Genomic DNA, 15,211 nt, shown 5'->3' with positions numbered 1-15,211 from the left:
GCGCGCGTCCAGCTCGAAGGAGCGGCGGACCGCCCCGGCGCGCAGCGTCCCCCCTGCCCGCTCGACCCGCTCCGCCATGCCGAGGACGCCCGAGCCGGTCCCGTCCGCCTCCTCCGCGTCCGGTGCCAGGTCGTTCACCGCCTCGAACCGCCACTCGTCCTGCTCCCGCGCGAGCCGCAGCCGCGCGCTGGAGCCGCCGCCGTGCTTGAGGATGTTCGTCGTCGTCTCGCGGACCACCGGCCCGAGCGTCTCGGCCGGCGCGTGAGCCGCCGCCGGGTCGACCTCGAGCTCGACGCGGAGCCCGGCCGAGCGGAGCAGGTCGGCGGCGTTGGCCAGCTCGTCGACGAGCGGGACGCTGCGGAAGCGCGTCGCCAGCTCGCGGGTGCCGGTGCGGGCGCCGTCGACCGAGCGCTGGGCGGCGCGCAGCTGCTCGAGAGCGGCCTCCGGGTCGCTGCCGAGGAGGCGCTCGGCGAGCTCGAGCTGCAGCGCGATCACCTGGAGGTGGTGCCCCTGGAGGTCGTGCACGTCGCCGGCGAGCAGCAGGCGCTCCTGGGCGGCGGCGAGCCGGCCCTCGGCGGCGCGCGCCCGGTCGAGCTCGCGGACGATGTCCCACCACCACAGCGCGCTGACGACCGTCAGAGGCAGCAGCGTCGCGAACAGCAGGAGGGTCGAGAGCGCGGCCGACGCGTCCGGCGCCGCGCGCGTCTGCTCGAGCACCGCCGCGACCGCGAGGACGATCGTGCAGAGCACCATCACCCGGAGCCGCACCCCGCTCTGCCAGGGCAGCACGGCGACCAGGGTCGCGGCGAGCGAGAGCCCGAGCGCGAGGCTCCCGGCGGCCGTGCCGGTGAGCGCCGCGGCCGCCACTCCGAGGCAGAAGACCAGGGTCGGCACGGCCCGGAGGCGCACCGGGCCCTCGCGGTCGGCGCGCCGGTACGCGAGCGCGGTCGGCGAGAACACCGCGACCCAGGCGGCCGCGCCCAGGAAGTAGGCGCCCTTCCGCCACTCCTCGGTCGAGGCGCTCAGCACCGCCACGGACCAGACGGCCAGGACGATCACCACGAAGGAGGCGGCCGACGCGAGGGTGTACCACCAGGTCACGGCGACGCCGCGGCCCGCGCGCACGGGCGGATCCGCCTCGGTCGAGTTCACCATGCGGCCCAGGCTACGACCATGACACTTGTCACCCCTCGGGCCGTCGATCCTCCCGGGACGCGGTGACCCGGCGGCACTGCCGCGTCGGGCGCGGACACGGTCGGATGGAGGAGTCCCGAGAGCCGGGGCCACGAACCGGAAGGCACGACCATGACGATCATCAGCGACGCGATCCTCGGATTCCAGGACCTGATCGGCCGCGTTCCCGAGCTCGTGCAGCCCCTCGTCGTCGCCGCGGCCGGGGCCGTCCCCTTCATCGAGGGCGAGGGAGCGGCGAGCATCGGGATCATCGGCGGCATCCACCCGGTCGTCGCCGGGCTCGCCGGGGCGATCGGCAACTTCGTCTGCGTGGCGCTGCTCGTGCTGCTGGGCACCGGCGTCCGCTCGGCGATCACGGGCCGCTCGGAGGCGAAGCGGACGACTCCGCGGCGCGAGAAGTTCCAGCGGGCCTTCACCCGCTACGGCGTCCCGGGCGTGAGCCTGCTGGGGCCGCTGCTGCTCCCGACGCACTTCACCGCGGTGATGCTGGCGGGCGCCGGAGTCGGCCGCGGGCGGATCCTGCTCTGGCAGGGCGTCGCGATCGCGCTGTGGACGACGGTGCTCACGGTGATCGTCGGGCTCGCGGTCGGGAGTGCGGGGCTGGCGAGCTGAGCGATCGCACTGACCTCCTAAGTGTGACGTCCTTGCACAAGCGAGAGAACATTCGCAGAAACCGCTTGTTGCAGGACGTCGGGTACCCCTCCGTCGTCTTCATTCACAAATAGGCGTACGTTCCTTTCTGCTCTACTTATGGAAAGGTAAAGGAGGGATAAGAAGCGCGTGCGATCATTCGTCTTGGCCGTGGCTTGCATATCTGGGATGCCTGCAACGATAACTGTCTCAAACTGCAGTCCAGCAAGGTATTCGGCCGGACCGACAACAAGGCCCCGACGGCGGTAGCCAAGCCCGTCGACGTCTGACCTGCCGGATATGGTCGATACATTGTACTTTCCGGAGGTGGCGATCTGAGCTGCAAGTTTACTGAACCTATTCCATTGCCTATGATCTACAACCGCTAATGCCATCCGTCCATGAGAGTATAGTTCCTGCATCGCCAGATTAATATCGAGTAGCTCGCCTTCTTGCGATGCGGCAACCGTCAGCTTCGGAGTAGGACCGCTGCTCTGAACTGATTCGACGGCGGAGAAATCTATTTCCCAATTTTGTCCAAGGTCGAGCGCCGGAAATTGATGGTGCACATCTTTTATCAGCTCAAGAATTTCTGGTGTGAATCGGTGGACTGAAGTCAGCTCAAAATTATCAATTTCCCCTAAACCATCCTCAACTGCGACAGATTCAGAATGCGTCTCGTCAGAGGCCGGGCCAATGAACGCTTCCGAAGGGGATTGACGAGGATCGACGGCCATGAAGACTCTAGGGTATCGCGTGACGTCGCGAGACAAATAGTGCAAGACCTGACGCTCAAGAGGGCTGAAGAGGTGAAACTCATCCACAAATATCAAATCGTAGCCAGCTTGGCGACGCGCGCGGTTCCATGCATGTGTCTCAAGATGGCTTAACAAATCAGCTAGAACCTGATCGGATGTTAAAAGCGAGCGCTCATCGAGGCTTTTCATATAACGGGAGTAAAGCTCGAACACAACGCGAAGATCTTGACGTGTCTGTAGCGGCATCATCCAACTTGCCCGTGGATGTTGCATGAAGCGAGACTCGGCCCCGGCGCCAGGGAAAATTGCAGCGGCGCCGATAACAGATCCAAACTCAATCAAAAGGTCCCACGAAAGCGCTAGTAGTTCATCTTCTGAGGAAGCATCAAACCGCTCGGCGAGTTCGGGAGAGACGCCAGCTCGGTACGTGATCCAGTCGCCATTCCTAAAATCACGCAATAAGTCGGAGATCTCGAGTAGTTGAGCGTGCTTGCCGCTCAGACTGTCCGCCCCTAGGAGACTTAACCCGCTACCGCCGCCAGCGTACTGAGGCGAGATCGACTGCGCTATTTCAAGTAATGGAAAGACGTCAATTTCCGAAACGATTCCCATACCCATCAAGCCCATCGAGTCGGAAACTTCGGTTGCTAGCGACCAGCTATGCGTGACTATCAATACTCGAAGGTTTTCTCCGGCCTCCCGGGCCTGGACCACCTCCTTCAATGCTTTTAAGGTAAGGGCAAGAGTTTTCCCAGAACCGGCTGGCCCTCGTAGGCGGATCGATCTGTCCGTCGGAGCGTCGAAAAAGCGCCTTTGGTCGACGCTTAGTTCTTCAATCCATTGATCGTAAGTCCACGATTTCGATGAGTTGGGCTTGAGACGAGCGAGGGACATCTCGACGCTCGCGGTTTGTTCCTTTTGGCTATCGAAAAATTCCTGCGCTAGTAAGAAGCCGTCGGTCCAAATTTTGCCTAGCCGGGCTATATCGACCTCGTGTAGACGTTCAAAGCTGTCAAGGTCTTTCTTGTTGCTGGAGGTGGTCAAAGTCCAGAAGATAGCATCTTGCCGCATGCCGGGAAGTACCTCAGCGATCCAACGGCTTGCCCCGCCATCTCTACTGGACAGAGCAAAAAACGTTATGAAGTTATCGGCTTTGTACTGATGCCACCCTCGTGGGAGCGACAGTGGAGATCCTGCACGCGCACGTTCCGCAAAGGATGCCATCCGACCTAGCGCTTCATTGCGGTGGGAAAGGAGTTCACTCGGCAACAGTCGATCTGTCGTCTGATCAGACTGAAACAGGTATATTCGCTGCTGGTCAACCTTATCTCCGGCCGAGGTCAATACAGCTATGTCGTCCAACTCGGTCAAGAATAAACTCGGGGATGATTCAATAGCGTCGGTAGACAGTCCGGCGGCGAGTTCGCTAAGTGCGGCAGCCGTCGTGATCAGGAGCTTCATTTGTAACGCTCTCCTAAAAGTTCAGCATGAAGGTTGCGCATTTCTTCATACTCAGAGGGAAGCCCAATGGCCATAAATACCAGGGCAAATTGTTGAGCAACGGCATGTGTGAATCGGTCGTGGAGTCTCGCAATACGTCGATAACTCGACGAAGTTCGCATTGGTCCTAAGGCGATCTGCGACTCCGGGACCTGCTCAAGGTGACGCAGGTAAAGAAAGTACCCGTCCTGCATTGCCGGAGCAATCGCCGACAGGAATAGGGCATCACCAGGCGGGCTCGAATAGTGCGACTGCACTGTCGCGAGGATGTCCTTCTTCGCGTTTGCGGGACTTTTGCCGTTCGGGATGGCGGCATGCGCCGAAACCAAGTGTTGGACGGCAGTGTCGAGAGTGTCATGTGGAACGGATATCTCGCGAATCGCATCAATCACTAGTCGAGCGGTTTCGATTGAAGCTAGATCTATATCGAGTGCTCCGAGAATAGTGTCTGTCTCTTCTTCGAGAGGCCAAGAAGTCAGACGGTCAGTGCTGATCGTTCGATCACTCGACTTAGCGATGATCGCTTGGAAATTTTCAGTAAGCCTTGGAAGAAGCCTTCGGCGGATCCTCGGGATTTGAAACTCAAGAATATATTCGTCTTGCGTCAGAAGCGGAACGCATGTCACGCGTCCCTGATTCTTTGCATTTGCAAAGTCGCAATCTGCAGTAAGGACGAAAAGATTGCGTTGCCATTTTGACGCCCCAACTTCAGTGGCCTCGAGGATGTCGCCTTGGCGTAGAGGGTCGGAGACCGTTACTTCCCTGAACTCGACAAACGACTGGTCGGCAGAAGCTCGCTGCATGTGTCGATTATGGGAGCAGGATGCGGAGGTTCAGTTCGCCACGCCGTGGGGAGGTACCTATTACGGCGGGTGCAGGTGCCCCGTCGAGGTGGCAAACCGAATGCTCTCGGGCAGGTGCCACGTCGTCCGTCCGTTGCTGCCTTTGTCGTGGATCGCGGTCTTGGCCGGGTTAAATGAGGATGAATCGATTTAGAGCATATGTTGCTTGGATGAAGCCATACAAAAGCGACTCGGCTGCTTGCCCATCGGTCCAATGCTCGCGCAGGGGCCTTCAGATGGCATGACGGAACGGCGTCCGCGCCACCGGTCAGTGCCGGATGCGCCGTCCCGGTCCGCCGTCCGGGTCCGCCGGGCCGGCGGACTGCAGGTGGGTGTGCAGGCGGATGAGGGTGTCGCGCAGCCGGGTCTTGACGGTGCCGAGCGGGATCGACAGCTCCTCCGCGATCTCGGAGTGGCTGTACCCGCGGACGTAGGCGAGGTAGAGGACGTCGTGGTGGATGGCGGCGAGCTGCCGGATCGCGCCGGCCGCGGGCGCCAGGGCCAGCCGGACGTCCGAGCGCTCCCACTCGTGATCGCGCGGCCGGTCGAGGACCGTGTACTGCAGCTCCCGGCGCCGCGCCGATCGGTCCGCACGGGCGCGGTCCACGGCACGGCGGTGCGCGACCTGGGCCAGGAAGGCGAGGACGGGACGGCCCGGGTCGAGCGAGCGCGCGGTGCGCCAGAGCTCGAGGTAGACCTCCTGCGCGACCTCCTCGGCGGCGGCGCGGTCGTCGAGCACCGCGTCAGCGACGGAGACGACCCGGCCCGCGGTGAGCGAGTAGAGCTGCCGGAAGGCGGTCCGGTCGCCCGCGCAGACCCGCAGCAGCAGGGCCGCCGACCGCGCAGGGCCGTCCCCGGGCTCACGCCGCTCGCCTGTCATCGTCGACACAGGGCTCAGCCTGGCACCGCGGACGCGCTCCTCCCGGGGTCGTGCCCCGAGAGGTGGCCCCCATTAGAGGCTCACTTCTGCTCGCGTCCGCTGATGTGCGCCGCCCGACCCCCACTCTGCCCAGGGCCGGCCGTTCGCAACCGAGGCCCGGAGCGTTTGACAGTGGCCATCAGGCCGGTGCCGGGCCGCTCGACCTCGGTTGCGGACGGGCTCAGGCGGCGACGCGCGCGTTCGACTGCGCGAGGAGCGCGACCGAGCGCAGGCGCGCCTCCGTCTGCAGCGACGCGTGGGCGACGATGACCTCGTCGGCGTCGGCGGAGCGGGCGAAGTCGGCGGTGTAGTCGGCCACCTGGTCGCCGGTGCCGACACCGGTGTAGGTGGTCATGCTCGCGACGTGGGCGCCGATCGGGGCGCTGAGCAGGGCGTCGAGCTCCTCGTCGTCGAAGGTCTGGCCGACGGGGATCTGCCCGCTCTGGCGCAGCAGCATCATCAGGCGGGCGCGCTTCATCTGCGCGAACTGCTCCTGCGCGTCCTCCTCGGTGTCGGCGGCGATGGCGTTCATCCCGGCGATCACGTAGGGCGCGTCGAGCTGCTCGGAGGGGCGGAAGCCGCGGCGGTACTCCGCGACGGCCTGGTGCAGCGCGTCCGGAGCGAAGTGCGAGGCGAACGCGTACGGCAGGCCCAGCGCGGCCGCGAGCTGCGCGCCGAAGAGCGAGGAGCCGAGGATGTAGAGGGGGACGCGGGTGCCGGCACCGGGCGTCGCGCTCACTCCGGGGATGCGGGACTCGCCGGCGAGGAAGGCCTGCAGCTCCAGCACGTCCTGCGGGAAGCGCTCGGAGGAGTCGGGGTCGCGGCGGAGCGCGCGGAAGGTCGCCTGGTCGCTGCCGGGGGCGCGGCCGAGTCCGAGGTCGATCCGGCCCGGGTGCAGCGTCTCGAGGGTGCCGAACTGCTCGGCGATGGTGAGCGGGGAGTGGTTCGGCAGCATGACGCCGCCGGAGCCGAGGCGGATCGTGGAGGTCTGCGAGGCGACGTGCGCGATGAGCACCGAGGTCGCGCTGGACGCGATGCTCGCCATGTTGTGGTGCTCGGCGTACCAGACGCGGCGGTAGCCGTTGCGCTCGGCCGCCTGGGCCAGGGCGACGGAGGCGGCGAAGCTGTCGCGAGCGGTCTCACCGGGGGCGATGGGGGCGAGGTCGAGGATGGAGAGGGGAACGCTCATGGTGAGGGCAACGCCCGCGACGGCTCCGGTGTTCCCGTCGCGGGCGCCTTCCTCACGCCTCGGGGATGTCGCGGCCGTACGCCTCCAGCGTCACGGCCTCGGGCTCCGGTCCGCCGCGCACGCCGGCCTCGAGGGCGTCGATGCGGGCGAGCTCCGAGCCGGAGAGCGCGAAGTCGAACACGTCGATGTTCTCGGCGATGCGCTCGGGGCGGGTCGACTTCGGGATGACCTGGCGGCCCTCCTGCAGGTGCCAGCGGAGCATCACCTGCGCGGCCGTCTTCCCGTACTTGGCGCCGAGCTCGAGGAGCACCGGGTCGTCGAAGCTGCGGCGCGGGGAGTCGCGGTAGGCGGTGATGCCGCCGATCGGCGACCAGGCCTGGGTGAGGATGTCGTTCTCGCAGCCGAAGCGCTCGACCCGCCGCTGCTGGAAGTACGGGTGCACCTCGAGCTGGTTCACCGCGGGGACGACGTCGGTCTCGGCGAGCAGGCGGGTGAGGTGCTCGACCATGAAGTTGCTCACGCCGATCGCCCGCACCCTCCCGTCGGCGAGCAGCCGCTCGAGCGCCCGGTAGGCGTCGAGGGTGCGGTCGAAGGCCTCGGGCAGGGCCTGGTGCAGGATCAGCAGGTCGATCCGCTCGACGCCGAGCTTGCCCGCGCTCTTGTCGAAGGCGTGCAGCGTCTCGTCGTAGCCGTAGTCGCTGATCCACACCTTCGTCTCGAGGAAGACGTCGTCGCGGCCGGCGATCGCCTCGCCCACCTCGCGCTCGTTGCCGTAGGCCGCCGCCGTGTCGATGTGCCGGTACCCCGCGTCGAGCGCGGCGGCGACGGCGGCGCGGGTCTCGTCGGGCGGAGTCTGGAAGACGCCGAGTCCGAGGGCGGGGATCTCGACACCGTTGTGGAGAGTGAACGTGTTCATGAGCCCACGCTACGTCCGCAGACGCCGAGTCGCCCGAGAAGCCGCGCGCGACTCCTCAGGCGACCCCGTCGCTCCGGCCCTGTTCAGCCGTCGATCGGCAGCAGGATCCCCTTCACCGTCTCGTCCGTGGCGAGGAACTCCTGCACGGCCGGGTCCTGGAAGGCCTGGACGAGCTTCTTCACGTTCTCGGTGTCGCGGTACTTCGAGCCGATGGTGAGCTGCCCGGCGAAGTCGTCGGGGGCCTGCGGGGCGAAGATCTGCTGCTCGATCGGGATGCCGGCGGCGAGGTAGTACTCGGTGTAGCCGACGGCCGCGTCGAGGTCCGGCAGCGCGCGCGACTGGGCGGCGAAGTCGAGCAGCGTGAACTGCAGGTTCTTCGGGTTCTCGGCGATGTCGTCCTGGGTCGCGGTGCCCGGCTCCGTGCCCGGCTTCAGCGTGATCAGGCCGGCGTTCTGCAGCAGCCAGAGGCCCTGCGCCTCGTTGGCGGGGTCGGAGTAGAGCGAGACCGTGCCGCCGTCGGGGATCTGGGAGACGTCGGAGTACTTGTCGCTCCAGAGCCCGAAGCCCCAGCGGAAGACGGGGGTGGCCGCCTCCTCCTCGAAGTCGGGGTTGGCCTCGAGCACCTGTCCCAGCCAGAGCTTGTGCTGGTACACCGTGGCCGCGACCTCGCCCTCGCTCACCGCGCGGTTGATGGTGTTGCTGTCCGAGAGCCCCTTGAAGGCGACGGTGATGCCGTAGCGCGGCGCCACCTCCTTCGCGACGAAGTCGACCAGGGCCTGCTCGGAGGCATTGCCCTCGGCGGTCGCGACGTAGAGCGTCGCTCCCTCCTGCTCGTTGGCCGAGACGGCGGGGGAGAGGAGCGGGACGGCGATCGCGGAGGCGACGCCGACCACGACGACGGCCGCTCCGGCGATCCAGGGCCAGCGGCGCTTCTTCTTGAGATCGAATCCGAGGTCGTCGGGAGTGGACATGGCGGTGCCTTTCGAAGAGGGGGTGCGCGGGCGCGCGAGAGGGACGCCCGAGGGCGCAGGAGGAGGAGGAGTGGAGGTTCTAGACGGCGGCCGCGACCCGCGGCGCTCGCCGCGAGCGGGAGGCGCCGGGCGTGGTCGCGCGGACGAGGGCGTCGCCGGTGAGCTGCACGGTCGCGACGGTGGCGACCAGGATCACGATGGTGGCGAGCATGACGGTGGTGTCGAAGCGCTGGTAGCCGTAGGTCACCGCGACGTAGCCGATGCCGCCGGCGCCGATCGTGCCGGCGATCGCCGAGTACTCGATCATCGCGATCGTGTTGATCGTCAGGCCGCCGATGATCTGCGGAACCGCCTCGCTCAGCTGTGCGGTCCGCACCACCTGCAGCCGCGACGCTCCGGAGGCGCGGGCGACGCGGGTGAGCGAGAGCGGCACGCTGCGCAGCGCGTTCTCGACGATCCGGGTGAAGAAGGCGATCCCCGCGATCGACATCGGCACGACGGCGGCCGCGATCCCGATGTTGGTGCCGGTGATCAGGCGCGTGAACGGCATGATCGACGCCATCAGGATGAGGAACGGCAGCGAGCGGCCGACGCTGATGACGGCGCTGAGCACCTGGTGGGCGGCCCGGTTCTCGGCCAGGCCGCCCGGAGCGAGGTTGTGCACGAGAGCGCCCAGCGGCACGCCGACCAGCACCACGATCGCCATGACGATGCCGACCATGATCAGCGTCTCGCCGAGCGCCGGCAGCACCAGCGCGGGGATCTGCTCGAGCGGGACCTTGTTGTCGAGGTGGAGGATCACGCCGCCACCTCCTCGGCGAGGACGCGCACGCCGGCGGGCCGGACCGACAGGCCGAGCTCGGCCGCCGCACGGGTGAGCCGCGCCTCGTCGACCGGGCCGAGCCCGATCGTCGCGTGGCCGACCGCCTGCCCGTCCACCGTCTCGATCGCAGCGCCGAGCAGCGCGACCGGGCCGACCGCCTCCGCGAGCCGGGTGACCCAGTCGGTCGGCACTCCGGAGCGGGAGTAGCCCACCACCCATTCGCCCAGACCCGGGCCGGGCGCGACGGAGGGGCGCACCGGGTTGAGGGCGAGGCCGAGCGGGGACGCGGGGTCGCGCAGCAGGTCGACGAGGCTCCCCGACTCCACGATGCGGCCGTGGTCGAGGCGGGCGACGGAGTCGGCCACCTGGCGCACCGTCTCCATCTCGTGAGTGATGAAGAGGATCGAGAGGCCCAGGTCGTCGCGCAGCTCCTTCAGGAGCGTGGTGATCGCGGTGGTCGAGGCGGGGTCGAGGCCCGAGGTGGCCTCGTCCGAGAGCAGCACCGAGGGGCGGAGGGCGAGAGCGCGGGCGATGCCGACGCGCTGGCGCTGACCACCGGAGAGCTGGTGCGGGTAGTAGCGGGCGCGGTCCGAGAGGCCGACGCGCTCGAGCAGCTCCGCGACGCGGCGCTTCGTCTCGGCGGCGGTGACGGCGAGGTACTCCAGCGGCAGGGCCACGTTCTGCTCGGCCGTGCGGCGGCTGAAGAGTCCGTCGGACTGGAAGACCGTGCCGATGCGACGGCGGGCGACGCGCAGCCGCTCCTCCGAGAGCTGCGAGAGCGCCTCCCCGTTGACGACGACCGTGCCCGAGGTGGGCCGCTCCAGGAGGTTCACGCAGGCGGCGAGCGTGCTCTTGCCCGCGCCGCTCGGGCCGACGACGGCGAAGATCTCGCCGGTCGCGACCGAGAAGTCGAGGCGGTCGAGCACGGTCGCCGGACCGTACGACTTGCTGAGCTGCTCGAGCCGGATCATCGCGTTCCTTCGGACGGGTCGGGCGGCCGCGGCCTCTCCGCGTCGTCCCGGACACGATGATGGAGCACCGCGGGCCCGCCCGTCCCGGCCCGCGTCGCCCGGCGTAACCCTTCGTCGCCGGGCGTAACAGTGCGCGGGGCGGAGGGGGTCGCTCACGCCGGTCCCGCCGCTGCCGGGCGCGGCAGGGCGCTCCCGTTCAGCTCGCGGCGGCCGCCGCGCGGGGGCTCTCGGCGCTCGCCTCGCGGTCGAAGCGCTCGCGGCTGAAGACCTGGTCGGCTGTCGTCAGGGCGAGGCCGATCACGCCGGCCAGCTCGCCCAGGTCCGATGTGTGGATGGTCAGGTGCCGCGTGGCGAGCGGGTGGGTGCGCAGGTAGACGCGCTCGCGCAGGCCCGACATCAGCACCTCGCCGCAGTCGCCGAGCTGACCCGAGATCACGATGGTCCGCGGGTTGAGGATGTTGACGAGGTCGGCGACCGCCTCGCCGAGGACGCGGCCGGCCTGGCGCACGGCCTGGGTGGCGCGCATGTCGCCGCGGAGCACGCGGGCCGTGACGTCGGCGACGTGCTTGATCGAGGGGTCGTCGGCCGAGAGGTCGCGGACGAGGGCCCAGCCGCTCGCGTACGCCTCCACGCAGCCGGCGTTGCCGCAGCGGCAGGGCAGCGGATCCGCGTCGACCGTGCCCGTGACCGCGCGGGTGTGGCCGATGTCGCCGGCCGCGCCGACGGCTCCGCGGATCGTCGCTCCGTTGAAGACGAGGCCCGAGCCGATGCCGGTGCCGAGCTTCAGGCTGATCAGGTTGTCGGAGCCGTGGTGGCGCGACTCGGCGAGGGCGCGGGCGTTCGCGTCGTTCTCGATGACGACCTGCACGCTCTCGTACGGCTGGGCGAAGTAGCCGGCGATGTCGAAGTCGTCCCAGCCGGTCATGATCGGCGGATTGCGCACGCGCCCGGCGGCGAACTCGACCGGCCCCGGAACTCCGACGCCGATGCCGGCGACCGCGTCGCCCTGCTGCAGCCGCTCGAACGCGGCGAGCACCAGCGAGAGCACGGCGTCCGGTCCCTCCCAGACGTCGACGACGCCGCTCTCGTGCCGGAGGGGGGTGCCGCGGAAGTCGCAGGCGGCGGCGACGAATCCGCTCGCCCCGATGTCGGCGGTGAGGAACACCGTGCCGACGAGGTTCATCGCGAACATGCTCGAGGGGCGCCCGCCGGTCGACTCGCCGCCGGTGGTGGGGGCGATCAGGCCCAGCTCCACGAGGGTCGCGAGGCGCTGGTTGACGGTGGAGCGGGAGAGCCCCGTCTGCTCCATCACCGCGTTGCGCGAGACCTCGCCCTGCTCGCGGAACAGCGCGAGGACGTCGGCCACGTGCGAACCGGCCTCGCCGGTGGAGTACCCCGTCATCGCTCCCCCTCTTGTCACGGTCAGCGTACATGCCTGCCGACGGGAAACCTGAAGTTCCCCGACTTTCGTATTGCGGTAACGCGAAAGCCCCGGTAGTTTTCACACACCGGCACACAGTGGTGCCACTGATCCTCAAGGATGACGATGAACCGCACAGCACGCCGCCTCCTCCCGGTTCTCGCACCGGTCGGCGCCCTCGCACTCCTCCTCACCGGCTGCGCCTCGGGTGGCGACACGGCCGCCGGCGGCTCCGGATCGACCAAGGTCGCCGCGGTCATCAAGGGCCTCGACAACCCCTTCTTCCAGGCGATGGAGAACGGCATCGAGGACACCGCGAAGGACGACTCCGTGGACGTCTCGGTGCAGGCCGCCGCCGACATCGGCGACACCACCGGCCAGGCCGACAAGCTCACCACGGTCGCCGGCCAGGACTTCGGCTGCCTGATCGTCAACCCGATCAGCGGCACGAACCTGGTGCAGGCCCTCGCCTCCGCCACCGGCAAGACGATCGTCAACATCGACAGCCCGCTCGACCCCGACGCGGTCGAGGCCGCGAACCTCGACGTCACCACCTACATCGGCACCGACAACGAGGCCGCGGGCGGCAAGGCCGGCGACTTCCTCCTGCAGCAGCTGCCCGCCGGCTCCGAGGTCGCCGTCATCGGCGGAGTCTCGGGAGACGTCACCAGCGCCGCCCGCGTCGACGGCTTCACCGCCGCGATCGGCTCCGACCTCACCGTCGTCCAGGAGGCCGCGGCCGACTGGAAGCGCGAGGTCGCGCTGACCAAGGCGACCGACATCCTCGCCGCCAACCCCGACGTGAAGGCGTTCTTCGCCGCGAACGACGACATGGGCCTCGGCATCGTCAAGGCCGTCGAGAACGCGGGCCTCACCGGCTCCGTGCAGGTGGTCAGCGTCGACGGCAACGAGGACGCGCTGCAGTCCGTCAAGGACGGCGGCCTCACCGCCACCGTCGCCCAGTACCCCTACGCGATCGGCCAGCTCGGCGTGCAGGCGTGCGAGGCCGTCGGCGCCGGCGAGGAGATCCCCGCCGAGATCGAGTCGCCCACCGCGCTCGTGACCTCCGAGACCGCGGAGCAGGCCCTCGGCGCCTTCCCCCAGCCGTTCGAGGAGTTCGACAACCCGCTCGCCGCGCTCGTCCCCAGCAAGTAGGACCTCCCGCCCATGGCAACCCAGGAAGCGACCATGACCTCAGTCACCGCCCGACCCCCGGCCAGCGCCTCCCCGCTGCTGGCGAACCTCCGTCAGCTCAGCTTCTGGGCCGAGAACGCCGCACCGATCGGGCTCGTCGCCCTGGTGATCGTGTTCTCGATCGCGACGCCGACGTTCCTCAGCCTCGGCAACATCAAGGCGATGCTCGTCGCCGCCGCGATCCTGGTCATCCTCTCGATCGGCCAGTCCTTCGTCATCACCACCGGCGGCATCGACCTCTCGATCTCGGCGACGATGACCGTCGGAGCGGTCGGCTTCGGCATCGGCTGGAGCGCCGGCTGGGGCTTCTGGCTCTCGGCGCTCGCGGCCCTGCTCTTCGCGGGGCTGATCGGAGTGATCAACGGCTTCCTGATCGCGAAGGGCAAGGTCACCGACTTCATCGCGACACTGGGCACGCTCTCGGTGGCGACCGGCCTCGCGCTGATCGTCTCCGACGGCAAGCCGATCACGGTCGGCAGCCCCGAGCTGCTCCGCCTCACCACCGGCTCGATCGGGATCATCGGCTACCCGATCATCCTGGCCGCGGTCATCGGAGTCGTCGCCTGGGTCGTCATGTTCCGCACCCGCTTCGGCCTGCACGTGCAGGCGGTCGGCGGCAACGAGGAGAGCGCGGTCGCCAACGGCATCAAGGCCGGACGCGTGCGCATCGCGGTGTACATCATCGCCGCCGTCCTCGCAGGAGTCGGCTCGCTCCTCCTCGTCGCCCGCGTCGGCGCCGCGGAGCCGGCCATCAACACCCAGTACCTGCTCAACTCCATCGCGGCCGTCGTGCTCGGCGGAGTGAGCCTCACCGGCGGCAAGGCCAAGATCGTCGGCCCGATCATCGGAGCGTTCCTCCTGACCGCGCTGACCAACGGCCTGACCCTGCTCGGCGTCTCGCAGTTCTACCAGCCCCTCGCCGTCGGCCTGGTGGTCGTGCTCGCCGCCCTCATCACCCGCTACCAGAAGAAGTGAGCCCAGCCATGACCAGCGACATCCTGCTCGAAGCGCGGGACATCAAGAAGTCCTTCGGCGGCGTCCACGCTCTCAAGGGAGCGTCGATGTCGATGCGCCGCGGCGAGATCACCGCCCTGATCGGCGACAACGGCGCGGGCAAGTCCACCCTCGTCCGCTGCCTCTCCGGCGTGCACCCCGCCGACTCCGGCACCATCACCCTCGACGGCGACGTGGTGCACTTCACCACTCCGCTCGGCGCGCGGGACGGCGGCATCGAGACGGTGCACCAGACCCTCGCCCTGGTCGAGGACCTGACCGTGTGGCAGAACTTCTTCCTCGGCCGCGAGCTCACCAAGGGCGTGCCCGGGGTGCGGTTCCTCGACCGGACGCAGATGAAGAAGACGGCCCAGGAGCTGCTCGGCGACCTCGCCGTGAACGTCCCGCCGGTCACCAGCAAGGTCCGCCGCCTCTCGGGCGGCCAGCGCCAGGCGGTCGCGATCGCCCGGGCCGCGGGCTGGGGCAGCAAGATCGTGATCATGGACGAGCCGACCGCGGCGCTCGGCGTCCAGGAGACGGCGCGCGTCGAGAAGATCATCCTCAAGCTGCGCGACGCCGGAGTGGCCGTGCTGCTGATCAGCCACAACTTCGACCAGGTGATGCGCCTGAGCGACCAGGTGTGGGTGATGCGCGCGGGCCTCGCCGTCGCCGGCCGCCGCACCGCCGAGACCAGCGGCGACGAGCTCGTCTCGCTGATCACGGGCGCGAAGGCCGCCTGATGCACCCCGAGTTCCTGCACCGCGGGAGCACGGAGCGCTCGTCGCCGATCGGGGTCCACGCGGAGGCGTCGGGGTCGTCGGGAGCCGGGATCTCGATCAGGTCGAAGCCGATCGAGGCGGCGGCGCCGATCGCGCGGCGCCCCGACTCCGG

14 protein-coding genes are annotated in these 15,211 nt (G+C 68.2%); 4 read left to right on the top strand and 10 right to left on the bottom strand.

Going from position 1 to position 15,211, the window contains the following annotated elements:
* Window positions 1–1,155, bottom strand: a 1,155-nt coding sequence (locus tag C5C82_RS15860) for a sensor histidine kinase (protein WP_104355345.1), incomplete at its 3' end; no start/stop codon positions are given.
* A gap of 150 nt (window positions 1,156–1,305) precedes the next feature.
* On the opposite strand from C5C82_RS15860, the gene C5C82_RS15855 reads away from it, so the two are divergent.
* Window positions 1,306–1,806, top strand: a complete 501-nt coding sequence (locus C5C82_RS15855) for a small multidrug efflux protein (RefSeq protein WP_104355344.1) — start codon at window positions 1,306–1,308, stop codon at window positions 1,804–1,806.
* Window positions 1,807–1,823: 17 nt separating this feature from the next.
* Here the strand turns inward: C5C82_RS15855 and C5C82_RS17385 are convergent, their stop codons facing one another.
* From C5C82_RS17385 to C5C82_RS15820, 9 genes are all read right to left on the bottom strand, one after another.
* Window positions 1,824–4,043, bottom strand: coding sequence for a hypothetical protein (locus C5C82_RS17385; protein ID WP_146086016.1), 2,220 nt, complete (start codon window positions 4,041–4,043; stop codon window positions 1,824–1,826).
* On the bottom strand, window positions 4,040–4,885 hold the full coding sequence (locus tag C5C82_RS17380; RefSeq protein ID WP_146086015.1) for a hypothetical protein: 846 nt from the start codon (window positions 4,883–4,885) through the stop codon (window positions 4,040–4,042). Before C5C82_RS17380 ends, C5C82_RS17385 begins: the two co-directional genes overlap by 4 nt.
* A 307-nt stretch (window positions 4,886–5,192) precedes the next feature.
* Window positions 5,193–5,804 (bottom strand): sigma-70 family RNA polymerase sigma factor, encoded by a 612-nt coding sequence (locus C5C82_RS15850; RefSeq protein WP_258066156.1) that lies wholly within the window; start codon window positions 5,802–5,804, stop codon window positions 5,193–5,195.
* Between the two features lie 220 nt (window positions 5,805–6,024).
* Complete coding sequence (locus C5C82_RS15845; RefSeq protein ID WP_104355342.1) at window positions 6,025–7,032, bottom strand: LLM class flavin-dependent oxidoreductase; 1,008 nt, start codon at window positions 7,030–7,032, stop codon at window positions 6,025–6,027.
* A gap of 52 nt (window positions 7,033–7,084) precedes the next feature.
* Window positions 7,085–7,948 (bottom strand): aldo/keto reductase, encoded by an 864-nt coding sequence (locus C5C82_RS15840; RefSeq protein ID WP_104222706.1) that lies wholly within the window; start codon window positions 7,946–7,948, stop codon window positions 7,085–7,087.
* Window positions 7,949–8,031: 83 nt separating this feature from the next.
* Entirely contained in the window at window positions 8,032–8,919 is an 888-nt protein-coding gene (locus C5C82_RS15835; RefSeq protein ID WP_104257783.1) for a MetQ/NlpA family ABC transporter substrate-binding protein, read from the bottom strand.
* Window positions 8,920–8,998: 79 nt separating this feature from the next.
* Window positions 8,999–9,721 carry a methionine ABC transporter permease gene (locus C5C82_RS15830; RefSeq protein ID WP_104222708.1) on the bottom strand — a complete coding sequence of 241 codons (723 nt, stop codon included), beginning with the start codon at window positions 9,719–9,721 and terminating at the stop codon, window positions 8,999–9,001.
* Window positions 9,718–10,713, bottom strand: a complete 996-nt coding sequence (locus C5C82_RS15825; RefSeq protein ID WP_104355341.1) for a methionine ABC transporter ATP-binding protein — start codon at window positions 10,711–10,713, stop codon at window positions 9,718–9,720. The genes C5C82_RS15830 and C5C82_RS15825 overlap by 4 nt, the downstream gene beginning before the upstream one ends.
* 196 nt (window positions 10,714–10,909) lie before the next feature.
* Window positions 10,910–12,115, bottom strand: coding sequence for an ROK family transcriptional regulator (locus C5C82_RS15820; RefSeq protein WP_104355340.1), 1,206 nt, complete (start codon window positions 12,113–12,115; stop codon window positions 10,910–10,912).
* Between the two features lie 144 nt (window positions 12,116–12,259).
* Here C5C82_RS15820 and C5C82_RS15815 point away from each other — a divergent pair, with 144 nt between their 5' ends.
* The 3 genes from C5C82_RS15815 to C5C82_RS15805 are packed head-to-tail and all read left to right on the top strand — an operon-like array spanning window position 12,260 to window position 15,060.
* Window positions 12,260–13,288, top strand: coding sequence for a substrate-binding domain-containing protein (locus tag C5C82_RS15815; RefSeq protein ID WP_104222713.1), 1,029 nt, complete (start codon window positions 12,260–12,262; stop codon window positions 13,286–13,288).
* Between the two features lie 33 nt (window positions 13,289–13,321).
* The gene (locus tag C5C82_RS15810) at window positions 13,322–14,302 is read left to right on the top strand and encodes an ABC transporter permease (protein ID WP_104222714.1); all 981 of its coding nucleotides are present in this window, start codon (window positions 13,322–13,324) and stop codon (window positions 14,300–14,302) included.
* An 8-nt stretch (window positions 14,303–14,310) separates the two neighbouring features.
* Entirely contained in the window at window positions 14,311–15,060 is a 750-nt protein-coding gene (locus C5C82_RS15805; RefSeq protein WP_104222715.1) for an ATP-binding cassette domain-containing protein, read from the top strand.
* Window positions 15,061–15,211 lie beyond the last annotated feature (151 nt).

The organism is Rathayibacter sp. AY1D5 (genome assembly GCF_002932515.1).
GTDB lineage: Bacteria > Actinomycetota > Actinomycetes > Actinomycetales > Microbacteriaceae > Rathayibacter.
This window is presented reverse-complemented; position numbering and strand designations above follow the sequence as displayed.

Excerpts from the sequence above, each read along its gene's own strand:
- C5C82_RS15855 (WP_104355344.1), top strand. The coding sequence starts at position 1,306 with ATGACGATCATCAGCGACGCGATCCTCGGATTCCAGGACCTGATCGGC.
- C5C82_RS17380 (WP_146086015.1), bottom strand. The coding sequence starts at position 4,885 with ATGCAGCGAGCTTCTGCCGACCAGTCGTTTGTCGAGTTCAGGGAAGTA.
- C5C82_RS15845 (WP_104355342.1), bottom strand. The coding sequence starts at position 7,032 with ATGAGCGTTCCCCTCTCCATCCTCGACCTCGCCCCCATCGCCCCCGGT.
- C5C82_RS15810 (WP_104222714.1), top strand. The coding sequence starts at position 13,322 with ATGACCTCAGTCACCGCCCGACCCCCGGCCAGCGCCTCCCCGCTGCTG.
- C5C82_RS15820 (WP_104355340.1), bottom strand. The coding sequence starts at position 12,115 with ATGACGGGGTACTCCACCGGCGAGGCCGGTTCGCACGTGGCCGACGTC.
- C5C82_RS15825 (WP_104355341.1), bottom strand. The coding sequence starts at position 10,713 with ATGATCCGGCTCGAGCAGCTCAGCAAGTCGTACGGTCCGGCGACCGTG.
- C5C82_RS15850 (WP_258066156.1), bottom strand. The coding sequence starts at position 5,804 with ATGACAGGCGAGCGGCGTGAGCCCGGGGACGGCCCTGCGCGGTCGGCG.
- C5C82_RS15835 (WP_104257783.1), bottom strand. The coding sequence starts at position 8,919 with ATGTCCACTCCCGACGACCTCGGATTCGATCTCAAGAAGAAGCGCCGC.
- C5C82_RS15840 (WP_104222706.1), bottom strand. The coding sequence starts at position 7,948 with ATGAACACGTTCACTCTCCACAACGGTGTCGAGATCCCCGCCCTCGGA.
- C5C82_RS15805 (WP_104222715.1), top strand. The coding sequence starts at position 14,311 with ATGACCAGCGACATCCTGCTCGAAGCGCGGGACATCAAGAAGTCCTTC.
- C5C82_RS15815 (WP_104222713.1), top strand. The coding sequence starts at position 12,260 with ATGAACCGCACAGCACGCCGCCTCCTCCCGGTTCTCGCACCGGTCGGC.
- C5C82_RS17385 (WP_146086016.1), bottom strand. The coding sequence starts at position 4,043 with ATGAAGCTCCTGATCACGACGGCTGCCGCACTTAGCGAACTCGCCGCC.